Annotated in this window: 16 protein-coding genes; 10 read left to right on the top strand and 6 right to left on the bottom strand. The window is 72.5% G+C overall.

All coding sequences use genetic code 11. The annotated features are described in order from the left end of the window. Window positions 1–4: 4 nt before the first annotated feature. Entirely contained in the window at window positions 5–1,393 is a 1,389-nt protein-coding gene (locus tag AC6F7H_RS23720; RefSeq protein WP_500758917.1) for an aldehyde dehydrogenase family protein, read from the bottom strand. 274 nt (window positions 1,394–1,667) lie between these two features. On the opposite strand from AC6F7H_RS23720, the gene hmgA reads away from it, so the two are divergent. The 3 genes from hmgA to AC6F7H_RS23705 are packed head-to-tail and all read left to right on the top strand — an operon-like array spanning window position 1,668 to window position 5,089. Further along, entirely contained in the window at window positions 1,668–3,020 is a 1,353-nt protein-coding gene (gene hmgA / locus AC6F7H_RS23715; RefSeq protein WP_500758916.1) for a homogentisate 1,2-dioxygenase, read from the top strand. A 28-nt stretch (window positions 3,021–3,048) separates the two neighbouring features. Continuing rightward, complete coding sequence (locus AC6F7H_RS23710; protein ID WP_500758915.1) at window positions 3,049–3,798, top strand: GntR family transcriptional regulator; 750 nt, start codon at window positions 3,049–3,051, stop codon at window positions 3,796–3,798. Window positions 3,799–3,823: 25 nt separating this feature from the next. Then, window positions 3,824–5,089: a type ISP restriction/modification enzyme gene (locus AC6F7H_RS23705; RefSeq protein ID WP_500758914.1), complete on the top strand. Its 1,266-nt coding sequence runs from the start codon at window positions 3,824–3,826 to the stop codon at window positions 5,087–5,089. A gap of 214 nt (window positions 5,090–5,303) precedes the next feature. On the opposite strand, the gene AC6F7H_RS23700 is transcribed toward AC6F7H_RS23705, so the two are convergent. The 3 genes from AC6F7H_RS23700 to AC6F7H_RS23690 form a co-directional block, all read right to left on the bottom strand. After that, window positions 5,304–5,567 carry a hypothetical protein gene (locus AC6F7H_RS23700; RefSeq protein WP_500758913.1) on the bottom strand — a complete coding sequence of 88 codons (264 nt, stop codon included), beginning with the start codon at window positions 5,565–5,567 and terminating at the stop codon, window positions 5,304–5,306. A gap of 122 nt (window positions 5,568–5,689) precedes the next feature. Further along, window positions 5,690–6,526, bottom strand: a complete 837-nt coding sequence (locus tag AC6F7H_RS23695) for an anti-sigma factor (protein WP_500758912.1) — start codon at window positions 6,524–6,526, stop codon at window positions 5,690–5,692. Continuing rightward, complete coding sequence (locus AC6F7H_RS23690) at window positions 6,523–7,068, bottom strand: sigma-70 family RNA polymerase sigma factor (protein ID WP_500758911.1); 546 nt, start codon at window positions 7,066–7,068, stop codon at window positions 6,523–6,525. The genes AC6F7H_RS23695 and AC6F7H_RS23690 overlap by 4 nt, the downstream gene beginning before the upstream one ends. A 301-nt stretch (window positions 7,069–7,369) precedes the next feature. Between AC6F7H_RS23690 and AC6F7H_RS23685 the strand changes: the two genes are divergently transcribed. Next, on the top strand, window positions 7,370–9,034 hold the full coding sequence (locus AC6F7H_RS23685; protein WP_500758910.1) for a serine/threonine-protein kinase: 1,665 nt from the start codon (window positions 7,370–7,372) through the stop codon (window positions 9,032–9,034). 30 nt (window positions 9,035–9,064) lie between these two features. Here the strand turns inward: AC6F7H_RS23685 and AC6F7H_RS23680 are convergent, their stop codons facing one another. Continuing rightward, a complete protein-coding gene (locus tag AC6F7H_RS23680; protein ID WP_500758909.1) occupies window positions 9,065–9,871 on the bottom strand; it encodes an SGNH/GDSL hydrolase family protein in 807 nt (268 codons plus the stop codon). Window positions 9,872–10,651: 780 nt separating this feature from the next. Between AC6F7H_RS23680 and AC6F7H_RS23675 the strand changes: the two genes are divergently transcribed. The 4 genes from AC6F7H_RS23675 to AC6F7H_RS23660 all read left to right on the top strand — a co-directional run bounded on the left by AC6F7H_RS23675 (window position 10,652) and on the right by AC6F7H_RS23660 (window position 14,559). Further along, on the top strand, window positions 10,652–11,473 hold the full coding sequence (locus tag AC6F7H_RS23675; protein ID WP_500758908.1) for a glycosyltransferase family 2 protein: 822 nt from the start codon (window positions 10,652–10,654) through the stop codon (window positions 11,471–11,473). A 74-nt stretch (window positions 11,474–11,547) separates the two neighbouring features. After that, on the top strand, window positions 11,548–12,564 hold the full coding sequence (locus tag AC6F7H_RS23670; RefSeq protein WP_500762011.1) for a glycosyltransferase family 2 protein: 1,017 nt from the start codon (window positions 11,548–11,550) through the stop codon (window positions 12,562–12,564). Continuing rightward, complete coding sequence (locus AC6F7H_RS23665) at window positions 12,548–13,357, top strand: polysaccharide deacetylase family protein (RefSeq protein ID WP_500758907.1); 810 nt, start codon at window positions 12,548–12,550, stop codon at window positions 13,355–13,357. Before AC6F7H_RS23670 ends, AC6F7H_RS23665 begins: the two co-directional genes overlap by 17 nt. Window positions 13,358–13,464: 107 nt before the next feature. Further along, a complete protein-coding gene (locus tag AC6F7H_RS23660; protein WP_500758906.1) occupies window positions 13,465–14,559 on the top strand; it encodes a DUF5925 domain-containing protein in 1,095 nt (364 codons plus the stop codon). 10 nt (window positions 14,560–14,569) lie between these two features. On the opposite strand, the gene AC6F7H_RS23655 is transcribed toward AC6F7H_RS23660, so the two are convergent. Continuing rightward, the gene (locus AC6F7H_RS23655; protein WP_500758905.1) at window positions 14,570–14,938 is read right to left on the bottom strand and encodes a GntR family transcriptional regulator; all 369 of its coding nucleotides are present in this window, start codon (window positions 14,936–14,938) and stop codon (window positions 14,570–14,572) included. A gap of 71 nt (window positions 14,939–15,009) precedes the next feature. On the opposite strand from AC6F7H_RS23655, the gene AC6F7H_RS23650 reads away from it, so the two are divergent. Further along, window positions 15,010–15,939, top strand: a complete 930-nt coding sequence (locus AC6F7H_RS23650) for a GNAT family N-acetyltransferase (RefSeq protein WP_500758904.1) — start codon at window positions 15,010–15,012, stop codon at window positions 15,937–15,939. Continuing rightward, window positions 15,920–16,420, top strand: a complete 501-nt coding sequence (locus AC6F7H_RS23645; protein WP_500758903.1) for a ribonuclease FAU-1 family protein — start codon at window positions 15,920–15,922, stop codon at window positions 16,418–16,420. The genes AC6F7H_RS23650 and AC6F7H_RS23645 overlap by 20 nt, the downstream gene beginning before the upstream one ends. The last annotated feature ends 17 nt before the right edge of the window (window positions 16,421–16,437 follow it).

Here is a 16,437-nt window from a genome sequence, read left to right as displayed (position 1 = left end):
TCCCCTAGAACTGGAGGGACTTGGTCTGGAGGTACTCGGTCAGGCCGTGCACGCCGAGTTCGCGTCCCACGCCCGACTGCTTGTAACCGCCGAACGGCGCGAGGGGGTTGAAGCGGCCACCGTTGATGTCGACCTGACCGGCCTCCATGCGGCGGGCGAACGCCGCCGCCTTGGCCTCGTCGCCGGCCCAGACCGCGCCGGCGAGCCCGTAGACGGTGCCGTTGGCGATGCGCAGGGCGTCCTCCTCGTCCTCGTAGCGCAGGACGGACAGGACGGGCCCGAAGATCTCCTCCTGGGCGATCGTCATGTCCGGGGTGACGTCGGCGAAGACGGTGGGGCTGACGAAGCACCCCTTCTCGCGCGGGGCGTCAAGGCCGCCGGCGACCAGACGCGCGCCCTCGGCGACGCCCTTCTCGATGTAACCGCGCACGCGTTCCTGCTGCTTGGCGTTGACGAGGGGGCCGATACGGTCGCCGTACTTCGTGGCGGCGGCCGCGGCGAGCTCGACCGCCTCGTCGTACTGGTCGCGGTGGACCAGCATGCGGGTCCAGGCGCTGCACGTCTGGCCGGAGTTGGACATCACGTTGGCGACCCCGACGTTGACCGCCCGGGCCAGATCGGCACCGGGGAGGATCACATTGGCGGACTTGCCGCCCAGTTCGAGGGCGACCTTCTTGACCGCGCCCGCGGCGACGGCGCCGATCCGGCGGCCGACGGCCGTGGAGCCGGTGAAGGAGACCAGGTCGACGCCCGGGTGTTCGGCGAGAGCCTGGCCGGCCACCGGGCCGAGGCCGGTGACCAGGTTGAACGCGCCGGCCGGAACCCCCGCCTCGTGCACCGCCTCCGCGAAGAGCCGGGCGACCAACGGGGTGTCCTCGGCGGGCTTGACGACGATCGTGCAGCCGGCGGCGAGGGCCGGGGCGGCCTTCGCGACGATCTGGTGGAGGGGGTAGTTCCAGGGCGTGATCGCGCCGACCACACCGACCGGTTCGTGCAGGACGGTCGAGTTGCCCGTCCTCTCCTCGAAGGGGTACGTCGCGGCCAGCTCGGCATACGAGCCCGCCACCGCGACGGGCACGCCCGCATGCACGGTCTGCGAGAGCTTCAGGGGTGCGCCGAGCTCGGCCGTCACCGTCCGGGCGATCTCCTCCTGCCGGGCCGCCAGTACGTCACGGAGGGCGGCGAGGCGGGCGGCGCGCTCGGCGGGCGGGGTCGCGGCCCAGGCCGGCAGGGCGGCACGGGCGGCCCGTACGGCGGCGTCCACGTCCTCGGCGGTGCCCGCGGGGACGGTGGCGATCACCTGCTCGTCGGCCGGGTTCACGACCTCGATCACGTCCGGGCCGGCGGCGGGGCGCCAGGCTCCGTCGATGTACATGCCGTCGTATGCCTTCATCGCGCTTCCTCCGGGACAGGGTTCGACGTCCGACACATAAACTAGCGATGCTAATTTCCTGGCGCCAGAGGAACCGCGTCACTCGTTCGGGTAGGGCAGCCGCGCCGGGCGGAGCAGCCGCGGTCGCCGCGCCGGCCGAAGACGGGCAGGCGGGCGATACCGACCCCCGGAACACGGCCGCGACACGAGGAACGGGATCGCGCAGCCCTCTTGCGCCGGAAAAACCGCAATCCTACGGTGTTGCATAGGAATCGCACGCAAGGGAGCAGCGAAGATGAGCGATGGGGGCACCGCCCGCGCGAGCGCATTCGAGCGTGAGGAAGCGCGCAAGGCCGCCGAGGGACTCGACCACCTCTCCGGTTTCGGCAACGAGCACAGCTCCGAGGCGCTTTCGGGCGCCCTGCCCGAGGGACGCAACTCACCTCAGCGCGCGCCGCTCGGGCTGTACGCGGAGCAGCTGAGCGGCACGGCGTTCACCGAGCCGCGGGCCGACAACCGCCGCTCCTGGCTGTACCGGATCCGCCCGTCGGCCGCGCACCCGGCGTTCACCCGCACGGGCAACGGCGCGATCCGCAGCGCGCCCTTCACCCAGACCGTGCCCGACCCCAACCGCCTGCGCTGGAACCCGCTGCCCGCGCCGGCGGAGGGCACCGACTTCCTGGCCGGCCTGTGGACGCTCGGCGGCAACGGAGACGTCACTCAGCGCACCGGAATGGCGGTGCACCTCTACCACGCGACCGCCTCGATGGAGCGGGTGTTCAGCGACGCCGACGGTGAGCTGCTGATCGTCCCGGAACAGGGCGGGCTGCTGCTGCGCACGGAGTTCGGGCTGCTGCACGTGGAGCCGGGACACATCGCGCTGATCCCTCGCGGGGTGCGCTTCCGTGCGGAGCTTCTGGACGCCCCGGCCCGCGGTTACGTGTGCGAGAACTACGGGGCGCCGTTCCGGCTCCCCGACCTCGGTCCGATCGGCGCCAACGGACTGGCCAACGCCCGGGACTTCCGGGCCCCGGTCGCCGCGTACGAGGACGTCGAGGGACCGGTGGAGGTGGTGAACAAGTTCTGCGGCAACCTGTGGTCGGCCACCTACGACCACTCCCCGCTGGATGTCGTCGCCTGGCACGGCAACCATGTGCCGTACGCCTACGACCTGCGCCGTTTCAATGTGATGGGCACCATCTCGTACGACCACCCGGATCCGTCGATCTTCACGGTGCTGACCTCGCCGAGCGACACCCCGGGGCTGGCCGGGGTGGATTTCGTGGTCTTCGCCCCGCGCTGGCTGGTGGGTGAGGACACGTTCCGGCCGCCGTACTTCCACCGGAACGTGATGAGCGAGTACATGGGCCTGATCGAGGGCGCGTACGACGCGAAGGCGGAGGGCTTCGTCCCCGGTGGGGGCTCACTGCACAACATGATGTCGGCGCACGGCCCGGACCGGGAGACGTTCGAGAGGGCGAGCGCCGCCGAGCTGCGCCCGCAGAAGATCGACGACGGCCTGGCCTTCATGTTCGAGACCCGCTGGCCGGTGTCCCTGACACCGCAGGCGGCCCGGGCGGAGCACCTGCAGCAGGGCTACGACGACGTGTGGCAGGGCCTCGAGCGTCACTTCCGCCCGTTGCACTGAACGTTCCCCGACCGGTACGGATAACCCCGTGACCTCCTTCGCCCCGGACTCGATCGTCCTGAACCGCAAGTTGCCGCTCTGGTATCAGGTGTCGCAGTCACTCCGCGCCTCGATCCTCGGCCGCTCACCCCAGGACCCGCTGCGCCTGCCCACCGAGGAACAGCTGGCCGGGCACTACGGGGTGAGCGTGCTGACCATGCGGCAGGCGCTGAAGGAACTGGAGGACGAGGGGCTGATCACGCGGCACCGCCGGCGCGGCACGTTCATCGAGCCGGATGCCCGGCGGGGCACCCCGGTGCGCCTGCTGGGCTCGGTGGACGCGATCGTGGCCCAGCAGTCCGGTATGACGACCGAACTGCTGGAGCACGGTCCGGCACCGGTGCCGGCCGAACTCGCCGAGTACTTCCCGGGCTTGTCCGAGACAGCGGCGTACCACCGGCTGCGCAGCGACGAGAGGACGGGAGAGCCGACCAACCACGCCCGCAACTACGTCCGGCCCGAACTGGCCGCCCGTATAGACCTGGACGACCTGGTGCGCTGGCCGATGACCAAGGTGCTGCGGGATTCCGCCGGGGCGGACATCAGCCGCATCACGGACATCGTGGAGGCGCGACTCGCGGACCCGGAGACGGCCCGGCTGCTCCGGGTCCCGCTGCTCAGCCCGATCCTGCACTACACCGGGATCACGTACGACACCGGCGGCCGGCCCCTGGACGTGGCCGTCATCAGCTACCGGGGCGACCGCTTCTCCTTCACGGTGACGCTGGACGCCACCTGATCCGGTCGGTCCTTCAGGCCGTACGATGCCCAGCGTGACGCACGACAACGCTCCGCTGCTGGCGGACCTCATGCCGTGGTCCGTCGCACCGCCGCGACTCGGCCGGGGGTGGCCGGCGGCCCCCGATCCGGCGGCCCTGAAGGCCCGTTGGGACGCCCTGCTGAAGGCCGTGGGGCCCGACCGGGAAGCCCTGTTCCAGCCGACGCGTTCACGGACGGCGCACACGGCGGTCGGGCAACTGCCGGGCCGGGCGGGCGGCACGGAGAAACTGGCGCGCGCCTCGGGCCCGTGCCCCGAGCCGGTCCGCGTGCTGCGCTCCCCCTTCGACGAGCAGTGGCTGATCCCCGACCAGCGGCTGATCGACGCGGCCCGCCCCGAACTGTGGCGGGTGACCGACGAGCGGCAGATCTTCGTCGTCGAGGCCACCGCGGGGCGGAGCGACCGCACGCGGGGTGAACGCACGCGGAGCGACCGCCCGCCGGGTGGACGTGCCGGGAGCGGTGGGGCCTGCGCAGACGACCCCGCCGGTCCGCTGCTGCTCGCCACGTCCCTGCTGCCGGTGCTGCGCCCCGGCCGTGTCCGCCCGCTGTACCGCCGGCCCGGAGGCACGGAACCGAACCTGGCCCCGGCCCTGGCCGAGCACCTCGCGGCACGGCTCGGCCGGGAGGTCCCGGCCGTCGACGTGCTCGCCTGGACGATGGCCGTGGTGCGCAACGGGCCAGGCGGGCTCACGGTGCCGCTCACCGGGGACGCCGACGTGTGGGCCACGGGCGTGGAGGTGGGTCACCGACTGCTGTGGCTGATGCGGCGCGACGGGGAGCGCCCCCGACTCCCGGGCGGACGCCGTCCCTACGTCCGGGCCCCGCTCCCCTCCCGACCGCTGACGGTGCGCTACGACCCCGACGAGGAGGCCCTGTTCCTCGACGGGGGCCGCATCTCACCGGTGCCGCCGACGGCCTGGGAGTTCGAGGTGGCCGGGGTCCGGGTGCTGGAGCGGTGGTGCGCGGTCCGCACGGACGGGGCCGAGCCGGGCACCCTGGACGCGATCCGTCCGGCCGGCTGGCCGCAGACCTGGACCTCGGAGCTCCTGGAGCTGATCACGGTCCTCGCCCTCATGGCCGAACTGCGCCCGCTTCAGGCAGCGTTGAGGGGACGTTCGGCGGTCGACCCGATCACGTCGACGGAACTGCACCAGGTCGGCGTGCTCCCGGCGCCGAGATCCGCGCACCGGCCCGCCTCGGTACTGGACGCCCACGAGGAGGGACCGGAGGGCCAACTCGCCCTGCTCTGAGGCGCCGGACAGCGGCGTGACGCCCGGACGGCGGCTGAGGCGGATGCGACGGACGCAGCGAGTACGACAGGTGACGACACGACGGGACCGTGGGCCGGGGAAGGGGTGTGGAAGGGGCGACGTGCCGGTGCTCGGGGTGTGCGTCGTGTGCCGTGGGGTGGCAGGGGACGCGCGCGGTGCCGCGCCAGGACGGTGGGTCCGTCCGGGCGCGGGTCTAACGGCTGCCGAGGAGGGAGCGACGCAGCCGACGCAGCGGGGCGAAGAGCGAGACACGGCTCGTCCGTGCCCGCACGCCTCTGGCTCCGTGGTCGCGTGCGGTCAGCTCACGCATCAGCGACGTCGCCTCGACCGTCTCCCGCTGCGGGACGGCGGGTCCCGCCAGCACCGAGAGGTGGCGGTCCAGGCGCGTACTGGTCGCGCTGCTTCCACAGGTGATCGCAGGGACCCTGGCCCTGCTGTGCACCGTTATCCGTTCCATGTCACTCCCCACCCGTACGAGTCCACCCCGGGCAGGGTAACCCTATCGCCCCGTACGGGCACTCGTGTATCGCGGCCGCAGGATTCACCTTCCCCGTAAGGAGGTTGACGAACACTCGACGGTTACTCTCCGAATCCGACCGTTTTCAGGGTGAGTTGGACGACGGGCTGGGTGGTGGGCTGCGGTGATCCCCCGTCAGGCTCGACGGTCACGGCGAGTGACGTCGCGGATGCGTCGAGGTCGGAGGCGACCAGGGGCGTGTCGGCCTCGAAGAGCCCCAGGGAGCGCGGTTCGGCGCCCGGGCGCATCAGCCACAGTTGGCGCACACGTCCGTTCGGCGGGTTGCCGTATCCGCCCAGGGTGACGACCGCGCTCCCCGCCGATGCGGAAGTGATCACTCCGATCGTGCCGCCCCCTGCGCCCCGGCCGCTGCTCGCGCGGGCGTCCGGGGCCGCGAGAACGTGTGCGATCTCACGTGAACGGTCCCGTTCGGCGTTCAGTTCGTCCTGGGTCCGGTCCGCCTGGACGGCGAACAGCGAGGCGACGACGAGGGCCGCGGCGGCGGTGGCCGTCGCGAAGGGGGCGAACAGCGGCATCCCGCGCCGCGCACGGGCCGGCGGCAGGGACTCGGCACCCCATACATGGAGCGGCAGTCGCGGGGCGTGCGCGCGTGCCTGTTCCCGGAACCCGGGCACGGCTTCGGGTGCGGGATCCTGCGGGGTGGTCCGTACGGCGGCCAGTACCCGGTCGCGCAGGGCGGGCGGCGCCGGGGCGGCGGTGGACCAGGCGAGCCGGACGGCGTCCTCGGCCAGGACGCGCACCTCGGCGGCGCAGCGGCGGCAGCTGCTCAGGTGCCTCTCGAAGCGGACGCGCTCGGCGGGTTCCAGCGCGTCGAGCGCGTAGGGGGCGGCCAGGGAGTGGAGACCTTCTCGGCGCAACAACCGGTCCAGGACGCTCATGCGGCACTTCCCAGGCAGTCGCGCAGTCGGCTGAGGCCGTCGCGCATCCGTGTCTTGACCGTGCCCAGCGGCAGGGAGAGCCGCTCGGCCACCTCACGGTAGGTGTAGCCGTCGTAGTAGGCGAGGGTGACCGACTGCCGCTGCAGGGCGGTGAGGCGGTCCAGGCAGCGGCGCACCCACTCGCGTTCCAGGCCGGCCTCGACCTCCTCGGTGACCTGGTCGAACGCGGGCCCGCTGCCGTGCCGGGCGGCCTCACGCCGCTCGCGCTCGCCGGCCGCGCGGGCACTGCGCACCCGGTCGACGGCCCGGCGGTGGGCGAGCGTGAGGACCCAGGACAGTGCGCTGCCCCGCCCGGGGTCGAACCGGGCCGCGGAGCGCCAGAGTTCGAGCAGCGCCTCCTGCGCGACCTCCTCCGACTGGGCGGGATCGCGCACCACCCGCCGTACGAGCCCGTACACCGGTCCGGACACCAGCCCGTACAGCGTCTCGAATGCCTTCTGGTCGCCGCCTGCCACCCGCACCAGAAGCTCGTCCGCCTCCAACGCGCCTCCCCTCTCCCGGCCCCGCGGGGCCACCTGGTCACCGAGGCGTTCGCCGCGATCACGCCTCCGGAGGGGATTACGGATCAGCGGACCGAAAACGCGGGTCGAGCAGCGGGAAATGTCTCGTCGCGCGGCACGACCTCACGGCGGTCGCGCTCGTGCGCCGGAGCGCGCCCCTGGGATCGGCGTTCGTCGTCGTGGTCCTGGGCGCCGGATTGCTGTTCAGGGGGCGGCATCCGCACTCGGTTGAGCTATTTTCATGAGGAAACGGAGAATTCGCCCGGATGCGATGGGGGGCGCCATGTCCGAGGAACCGAGCGATGAACGGGTGGTCGCGGGCCGGTACCGGCTGCTGTCGCCGCTGGGTGAGGGCGGTATGGGGACCGTGTGGCGGGCCCGCGACGAGGCGCTGCACCGCGAGGTCGCCGTCAAGGAGGTACGTGCCCCGGCCGGACTGCCGGCGGCCGACGTGGAGCGGATGTACGCCCGGCTCGAGCGGGAGGCGTGGGCGGCCGCCCGGATCACCGACCGCAATGTGGTGACGGTGTACGACGTGGCGACCGAGGCCGGTCGCCCGTGGATCGTCATGGAACTGGTCCGCGGCCTGTCCCTGGCCGACGTACTGGAGGCCGAGGGCCCATTGGATCCGCGACGCGCCGCGCACGTCGGCGCGGAGGTGCTCGCCGCGCTGCGCGCCGCGCACGGTGCCGGGGTGCTGCACCGGGACGTGAAGCCCGCCAACGTGCTGATCGCGAACGACGGGCGGATCGTGCTCACCGACTTCGGGATCGCCGTGGTCGAGGGCAGTTCCGCACTGACCATGACCGGGGAGGTCGTCGGATCGCCCGAGTTCCTCGCCCCGGAGCGGGCGCTGGGCCGCACCCCCGGCCCCGAGTCGGACCTGTGGTCGCTCGGTGTACTGCTGTACGCGTCGGTGGAGGGCTGCTCGCCGTTCCGTCAGGACACCCCGCTGAGCACCCTGCGTGCGATCGTCGAGGAGGAACTGCCGCCGCCGCGCCGGGCCGGGCCGCTGACCCCGGTCGTCGAGGGGCTGTTGCGCAAGGACCCGGCCGAGCGACTGCCGGCGGCACGGGCCCAGCAGGACCTGCGGCTCGTCGCCGCCGGGGGCACCCCCTCCCGGGGAGGCACGCCCCTCGCCGGCACGGCAGGATCGGCGCCGTACAGCCCCACCGTCACCACGCGTCCCCACCCGCACGGGACCACTGCCTCTCCCCTGCCCCTGACGCCGGCCCCGGCTCCGGCAGCCGGGGCCGGCGAAACCACCCGCCCCGGGGGCGGTCGCAGCGCCGCCGCCGTCCTGGTCGCGGGCGTGGCCGTACTGGTCCTGGCGCTGGCCGGGCTGACGTACGCGCTGCTGAACCGCGGGGACGGTGGGGACGCTTCCGGCACCGATCCCCGGGGAGGCGGCGCGAGTTCGTCCGCGCGGACCGGCGGCGACGAGAACCAGGACAAGGGCGGCGGGGAGACGGCCGGGCGGACCGACGGGTCGGCCCCGCCCGCCTCCGCGAGCGGCGACGACGGCTACGACGACGAGGAGACCACCCCGCCGCGGCAGTCGGTGCGGGTGACGGTGGAGGGCGCGCGCACGGAGTACTCCGGGGTCTGTCCGCCGCCGAGGGAGCGGGCGCCGGCGTTCACGGCGACGTTCACGGTGGGTCGGCTGCCCGCGGAGGTGTCCTACCGCTGGGTGTCCGAGGACGGTTCGGTGGCCGACCGGGGGTGGCGGACGCTGTCGTTCCCACGGGACGGCGGGCACACGAAGCGGGACACGGTGACCGTGACGGCGTACTCGACGACCGGGACGTTCGAGAACTGGATCGGTGTGGAGGTGCGGGAGCCGGTGCGCACGACGTCCGACTCGGTGCCGTTCTCGGTGACGTGCGAGACGGAGACCCCGTCGGACGGGGCCTCCCCCTCTGGTTCCGGTTCGGTGACCGCCCCCTGAGCGGGCGGCCACCGGGGTCTTGCGTCCGGATCAGGCCGCGCTGTTGAGCACCGGGAGGTAGCCGCCGGACTGGCCGGCCTCCTTCGGGTGGTAGGACTCACCGATGTTGAGCCAGTTCACGCTGTGCAGCCAGGAGTTGGCGGAGCAGATCTCGTGGCCGGTGAAGGTGGTGCGTACGTCGCCGAAGGTGAAGGCGTGTGCGCGGGCGCGCTGGGCGATGGTGGTGGCGAGGAGGTCGGCCGCGTCGTTGATCGCCTTCCGCTTGGTCTCGGAGAGGCCGATGCAGGACGTGCCGAGCTGGTAGAAGCGGGGGTAGCCGAGGACGACGACACGGGCGTTCGGGGCCCGGGTGCGGATGGCCGAGTAGACGCTGTCGAGCCGGCCGGGCAGCGTCGACTCGACGTACGCCCGCGCGGTGGCGATCCGCGAGAGGCAGGTGCTTTCGGACTGGAGCACACAGGTCGTCATGACGTCGGCGAAACCGGCGTCGTTGCCGCCCACGCTGATCGAGACGAGTCCGGTGGTGGCGCTGAGCGGGCCGAGCTGCCCGGAGACGACGTCGTTCGTCCGTGCGCCCGAGCAGGCGGTGAAGTCGAAGGACGAGGGTGAGTTGGCGGCGGCCCAGAGGTAGGGATGGGCCTTCGTGCTGCGCTTGCAGTCGCCGCTGGAGCCGATGTAGCTGCCGGCTCCGACGCCGGAGGAGTAGGAGTCGCCGAGCGCCACATAGCCGCCGACGGCGGCCTGTTGGGAAGCCTGCGCCGTGGCGGCCCCGGTGAGGGCGGTTGCGACGGCGAGGAGGAGTGAGCCGAGCAGGACGGAAAGTCGGGAACGTCTCATGGAACCTCCCTTTAGCAGGATCTCTGCCGCAACTTTCATAGCAATTACGCGCGTTGACTGGAAGTGTCCATGCCAAAACCGTGACTTTCCTCAGGGCTCACGCGGCTTGCCCGCCTCGGACCGCATCCGGGCAGGCATGTTCAATCCCGGACGAATTCAGGCCTTGGGGCCGTTCGGGCCTTGACGCCCACAACGGGCTGCGCCACATTGAAGCCCGGCATCCGACGCTTCGGGGGGCAAAGTCGGCCATGCAGACCATGCAGACCATGCGGATCACGCAGAGCATCGGCATCAACGCGTCTTCACCGAGGCCTTCTTCGGGACCCGCCGGCCCAGGATCTTCCGGCCGGTCGACCGGAAGGCTTTCTTCGTGTGGGCCGGGACCGTCCGGCCAGAGGCGCACGTAACAGCCAAACCAACAAAAACGTGAGATCTGGCTCCAGGTCTTGCCATACTGGTTCAATCATCAATACCGTCGCACATTGCAATACATCTCACTCGCACCGGTTCGTCAGTACGCGGCTCCAGGGGAGGGCTCAGGACCGCGACGAACCGAGGCGGGGCGCGGTAGGGGGGTGCCGTGCTCGGTGACCGCAACGGTGACCGAGCCGTGCCGCGCGGTCGGCCGTCGCATGCTGCGGCCGGCCAGTTTTGCCAGCTCACCCGGCGTACGCGGAACTCCGTTCCGTCGTGCCGCGGGTGAGAACCCCCCTTTCGAACCGGACGAACAGCCGGGCCGCCCGGGGGCGGGCGGCCCACCGGACGAGAGGGACCAGACTCATGAGTTCCGTTCTGCAGCCGGCGACCGCGGACGAGAATCCGCCGGCCACCGGAAAGTACCGGCCCGTCTCCTCGCACCTGGCCATCGCACCGCCGGTGAGCGTGGTGATCCCGGCCATGAACGAGGCGGAGAACCTGCCGTACGTCTTCAAGACGCTTCCCGACTGGATCCACGAAGTGGTCCTGGTCGACGGCAACTCCACCGACAACACCGTCGAAGTGGCCCGCGAGTTGTGGCCGGACGTCAAGGTCGTCGAACAGCGCGGCAAGGGCAAGGGGGATGCCCTGAACGCCGGGTTCCAGGCCTGCACCGGCGACATCATCGTGATGGTCGACGCGGACGGCTCGGCCGACGGCAACGAGATCGTGTCGTACGTCTCCGCCCTCGTCTCGGGCGCCGACTTCGCCAAGGGGTCCCGCTTCGCCAACGGCGGCGGCACCGACGACATGACCTTCATCCGCAAGCTCGGCAACCGGGTCCTGTGCGGTGTCGTCAACCGCAAGTTCGGCGCCCGCTACACCGACCTCTGCTACGGCTACAACGCGTTCTGGCGGCACTGCCTGGACAAGATCGACCTCGACTGCACCGGCTTCGAGGTCGAGACCCTGATGAACATCCGGGTCGTCAAGGCCGGGCTGAGAGTGCAGGAGATACCCAGCCACGAGTACCTGCGCATCCACGGCACGAGCAATCTGCGGGCCGTGCGGGACGGGTTCCGCGTCCTCGGGGTGATCCTCGGGGAACGCTCCAACCGGCGGGCCCTGCGTCGCCGTCCGCATCACTCGCCGCTGCTCGGAACGGTCCGGGGGAAGGTGTCTTGAGCGATCCCGGCATCCCCGGTGTCACCACAGTCCCCGGCGTCCCCGGCGACTGTGGTGGCACCGGCATCTCGGTCGTGATCTGCGCCTACACCGAGGACCGCTGGGAGGACGTCCTCGCGGCGGTCGCCTCGGTGCGGGCGCAGTCCCGGCCGGCCCTGGAGACCCTGCTGGTCGTGGACCACAACCAGGTTCTGCTGGACCGTCTGGTCGAGGAGTACCAGGACACCGACGACGTGCGGGTGCTCGCCAACGCGGGCCCCCGCGGCCTGTCCGCCGGCCGCAACACCGGCATCGCCGCCTCGCGCGGTGAGATCGTCGCCTTCCTCGACGACGACGCCGTGGCCGAACGCGACTGGCTCAGGCACTTCGCCGAGGGCTACGCCGATCCGCGGGTGATGGCGGTCGGCGGGCGCACCGAGCCCGTCTGGGCGTCGGGCCGGCGTCCCGGCTGGTTCCCCGAGGAGTTCGACTGGGTGGTGGGCTGCACGTACCGGGGGCTGCCGCGCGGGCGGGTGCGGGTGCGCAACGTCCTCGGCGGCAACGCCTCCTTCCGGCGCAGCGCCTTCGACGCCGCGGGCGGCTTCGCCACCGGTATCGGGCGGGACGGCGACAAGCGCCCGCTGGGCGGGGAGGAGACGGAGCTGTGCATCCGCCTCAGCCGTGCCCGGCCCGACGCGGTCCTGCTGATCGACGACCGCGCGGTGATCCACCACCGGGTGCCCCAGGTCCGCGAGCACTTCCGCTACTTCCGCACCCGCACCTACGCCGAGGGGCTGTCCAAGGCGCTGGTGGCGCGGAGCGTCGGCGCCGGGAAGGGGCTGGAGTCGGAACGCCGGTACACCACGCGTGTCCTGCCGGCCGGGGTGGTACGGGGGTTGCGCGACGCCCTGCTGGCCCGGCCGGGTGGCGCGGGACGCGCGGGGGCGATCGTCGCCGGAGTGCTCACGGCGGCGGGCGGATACGTGGTGGGGAGCGTGCGGGCCCGGCGGGGCGGGGTCACGTTCTCCGTGGTGGACGTCGGCGGCGAGGCCCGCCGTGCCGGGGTGCGCCCGGGCGAGGAGCAAGGAGGCGCCCATGGCCGACGTGACTGACGAACGCGTTCCGATCCTCATGTACCACTCGGTGGCCGCCGAGCCCAACGACGCCACCCGCGCGCTGTCCGTGACCCCGCAGGCGTTCGCCGAGCAGATGGCGGTGATCGCCGAGCGGGGCCTCACCCCCGTCGACACGGCGGAACTGGCCGCCTGCTGGCGCACGGGACGCCCGCTGCCCGAGCGGCCGGTGCTCGTCACGTTCGACGACGGCTACGAGGGCGTGCACCGACACGCCCTGCCCGTGCTCGCCCGGCACGGCTTCCCGGCCACCCTGTTCGTCTCCACGGGCTGGCTCCGGGGGCCGCACGACACCGGTGGCGGCCTGGACACCATGCTGGACTGGGACCAGGTGCGCGAACTGGCCGACGCGGGTGTGGAGATCGGCGGCCACAGCCACAGCCACCCGCAGCTCGACCAGCTCGACGACCGGCGGCTGCGCTCCGAACTGATCCTCTGCAAGGAGATCGTCTCGGACCAACTGGGCCGCGCGCCCGTCTCGTTCGCCTATCCCTACGGCTACTCCAGCCGCCGGGTGCGGGAGGCGGTGCGGGAGACGGGGTACGCGCAGGCGCTCGCCGTCGGCAACGGTCTCGCCCGCCGGGCCCAGGGGCCGTACGCGCTGCGGCGCGTCACCGTGCGCCGGTCGACGGACACCGCCGGGTTCGAACGGCTGGTGGAAGGCCGCGCCCTCAGCCGCGTGTTCGTCCGGGACCGGGCGCTGACCAAGGGGTACGCGGTGGTCCGCCGGGCGCGGCACGCGCGGCGGCTGGCGGCGCCCGGCCGGCGGTGACGCCGTCCGGCACGACCGGACCGGCCGCTGCCCCAGGCCACCCGCGTGGCCCCGCGCGCCCACGCAAACCGGGTGCGCGGGGCGCCCGGGTGACCGATCATGGCGGCATGCCTGCAGACCCGCGCGACGCCCTGCCGATCCGGCTCAACGTCGACGACAGCGACTCCCCGTCCGACGTCGTCGACGCGCTGTTCCTCGGCCGCTTCGCAACGGGCGAGCAGCCGTTCTCGCACGCGGCCACCATCGACCGGGTGCGCTCCGCCGCGACCCTGCTGCCCACCGGCGCCGAGGTGCTGCGGGTCGCCCGGGACGACGACCGGAGCGCCACCCTGGCCGAGGGCGACGGCTGGACGCTGCTGGTCTCCCGCTGGAACCGGGGCGCCGACGTCACCGTCACCGCGACCACCGCCGAACTCGCGGCGAAGATCCTGGACGAGGCGACGAACGGTGCGGCGGACGAACCGGAACCGCAGCCGGAGAACGTGCCCATGGGCTTCTGGTACGTCTCCCCGCGCCGTGGTCCGCACCGCACCACACGGCAGATCTCCGCGGGCACCTGGGACGAGATCCGGCCCAACTACACCGCGCCGGTGGCCCACGCGATGGACCGCCTGATGAAGACCACGCCCGAGGGCATCGCGGGCCGACTGCTCCTGCTGCACGGCCCGCCGGGCACCGGCAAGACGTCCGCGCTGCGCACACTGGCCCGTTCCTGGCGGGACTGGTGCCAGGTGGACTGCGTCCTGGACCCCGAGCGGCTCTTCTCCGACGTCGGCTATCTGATGGACATCGCCATCGGCGAGGAGGACGCGGCGGGCAAGGGGCGCTGGCGGCTGCTGTTGCTGGAGGACTGCGACGAGCTGATCCGCGGCGAGGCCAAGCACACCGCGGGACAGGCCCTGTCCCGGCTGCTCAACCTCACCGACGGCCTGCTCGGCCAGGGCCGCAACGTCCTGGTCGGCGTCACCACCAACGAGGACCTGGAGCGCCTCCATCCGGCCGTCGTCCGTCCGGGCCGCTGCCTCGCCCGCATCGAGGTGGGGCCGCTGACCCGGACGGAGGCGGTGAACTGGCTGGGCCACGAGGACGGCGTCGGCCGCGAGGGCGCCACCCTGGCCGAGCTGTACGCCCTGCGCCGGGGCACCTCCCCGACGGCACTGCCGGAACCGCGCGGGAAGGCGGAGGCAGGGCTGTACTTGTAGCCGCCCGCGGCTACCTCCCGTAGGCCGCCCGCAGCGCGTCCCGTACGGCGGCCAGGGCCGCTTCCTCGCTCAGCCCGAGCCGCCGCACCCGCTCCGCGTAGGCCTGGGCCGCCGACGCCGTCTCCCGCTCCGCGGCCGAACCCGCGGCGGCGACGAACGTGCCGTTGCGGCCGCGGGTCTCGATCACGCCGTCCGCCTCCAGCGCGCGGTAGGCTTTGGCCACCGTGTTCGCGGCGAGGCCGAGCGTCTCGGCCAGGCCCCGCACCGTCGGCAGCCGGTAGCCCACCGGCAGGGCTCCCGACCGTGCCTGCTCGGAGATCCGCGCCCGCACCTGCTCGTACGGGGGCGCGCTGTCGTCGATATGGATCCTCAGGGTCACGGCCCGATTGTCCCGCACCCGGCGGAAAATGAGAGGCAGCCCCAGCGCGTCTCCCCGTAGCGTGCGCCCCCATGGCCATCATCGTGCGCGACCTGCGTCCCGAAGTCCGAGCCGACGTCGAGGGGTTCTCCCACGTCCGCAGGCTCGCCGTCCCCTTCATGCTCTCCACCCCCGAGTCCGTGCTGCACCACCTGCGGCACTCCCACCCCGACGCCCACTTCGGGCAGCTCGTCGCCGAGGAGGACGGGGAGATCATCGGCACCGTCCAGCTCAGCCTCGCCCACGACAGCCCGGAGCCCGGCCAGGGCTCCGCCAACGTCTACGTGCGGGCGGACAGGACCCGGCGCGGCGCCGGGTCGCTGCTGCTGCGCGCCGCCGAGGAACGCCTGACCGCCCTCGGCGCCCACAAGGTCTACACCTGGGTCATGGACGCGCCGGACAACCGCGCGTTCGCCGAGCGGCGCGGCTACCGGGCCAGCCGGTCGGCGTACTTCCTGCGGCTGGACCTGGCCGGCGGCGCCCTGCCGCCGCTCCAGGACCCGCCGCCCGGCGTCGAGCTGCGCACCGGCGCCGACTTCGCCGACGACCCTCGCCCGCTGTTCGTCCTGGACGCGGAGACCTCGTCGGACGAACCGAGCGACATCGACACCGAGTTCGCCGACTACGAGGCATGGCTCGAGGGGACCTGGCGGCACCCGCTGCTCGACCTCGCCCTGACCACGGTCTCGGTGGTCGACGGCACCCCCGCCGCCTTCACCGCGGCCTACACCGACGACGCCGGCCGCTACGGCACCGCCATGACCGGTACCGCCCGCGCCCACCGCGGCCGGGGCCTGGCCAAACTCGCCAAGAACGCCTCCCTGCACCGCGCCCGCGCCGCCGGGTACACGGAGGCCTTCACGGGCAACGACACCGGGAACGAACCGATGATCGCGATCAACAAGTGGTTCGGCTACGAAATCTGCGCGACGGAGGTACGCCATGTCCGCGAACTCGTCTGAGGGCCCCGCACGCGTCGAGGTCGTCCTCGTCAAGGCGGGCCGCACCAAGATCCGCTACCCCGCCGACCTCCTCTCCGACGACGGTACCCGCGTCACCGTGCGCGCTCCCTGGGCGGGCGACGGCGCCCGCGACTTCGGCTTCGTCCGCTTCGAACCCGGTGACGTCTTCACCGAGTACTACTGGCGCGACCGGTGGTACTCCGTGAAGGAGGTGCGCACCGCCGGGGGCACCCTCAAGGGCCACTACTGCGACATCACCCGCCCGGCCGTGCTCACCGGTACGGAGCTGGTGGTCGAGGACCTCGACCTGGACCTGTGGCGCTCCGCCGACGGCACGGACGTACGACGGCTCGACGAGGACGAGTTCGCGGCGAGCGGCCTCCCACAGACTGACCCCCGGGCAGCGGCCACCGCCGTCGCCGCCCTCGACGAACTGGAAACCCGAGCCCGCGGAGACCGCTTCGACGCGCTCCTGAGGTGAAGAGGTGGGCCGGCCGG

Source organism: Streptomyces sp. MMS24-W38 (genome assembly GCF_059889265.1).
This window is presented reverse-complemented; position numbering and strand designations above follow the sequence as displayed.

Excerpts from the sequence above, each read along its gene's own strand:
- AC6F7H_RS23720 (WP_500758917.1), bottom strand. The coding sequence starts at position 1,393 with ATGAAGGCATACGACGGCATGTACATCGACGGAGCCTGGCGCCCCGCC.
- hmgA (WP_500758916.1), top strand. The coding sequence starts at position 1,668 with ATGAGCGATGGGGGCACCGCCCGCGCGAGCGCATTCGAGCGTGAGGAA.
- AC6F7H_RS23705 (WP_500758914.1), top strand. The coding sequence starts at position 3,824 with ATGCCCAGCGTGACGCACGACAACGCTCCGCTGCTGGCGGACCTCATG.
- AC6F7H_RS23700 (WP_500758913.1), bottom strand. The coding sequence starts at position 5,567 with ATGGAACGGATAACGGTGCACAGCAGGGCCAGGGTCCCTGCGATCACC.
- AC6F7H_RS23695 (WP_500758912.1), bottom strand. The coding sequence starts at position 6,526 with ATGAGCGTCCTGGACCGGTTGTTGCGCCGAGAAGGTCTCCACTCCCTG.
- AC6F7H_RS23685 (WP_500758910.1), top strand. The coding sequence starts at position 7,370 with ATGTCCGAGGAACCGAGCGATGAACGGGTGGTCGCGGGCCGGTACCGG.
- AC6F7H_RS23680 (WP_500758909.1), bottom strand. The coding sequence starts at position 9,871 with ATGAGACGTTCCCGACTTTCCGTCCTGCTCGGCTCACTCCTCCTCGCC.
- AC6F7H_RS23675 (WP_500758908.1), top strand. The coding sequence starts at position 10,652 with ATGAGTTCCGTTCTGCAGCCGGCGACCGCGGACGAGAATCCGCCGGCC.
- AC6F7H_RS23665 (WP_500758907.1), top strand. The coding sequence starts at position 12,548 with ATGGCCGACGTGACTGACGAACGCGTTCCGATCCTCATGTACCACTCG.
- AC6F7H_RS23660 (WP_500758906.1), top strand. The coding sequence starts at position 13,465 with ATGCCTGCAGACCCGCGCGACGCCCTGCCGATCCGGCTCAACGTCGAC.
- AC6F7H_RS23650 (WP_500758904.1), top strand. The coding sequence starts at position 15,010 with ATGGCCATCATCGTGCGCGACCTGCGTCCCGAAGTCCGAGCCGACGTC.
- AC6F7H_RS23645 (WP_500758903.1), top strand. The coding sequence starts at position 15,920 with ATGTCCGCGAACTCGTCTGAGGGCCCCGCACGCGTCGAGGTCGTCCTC.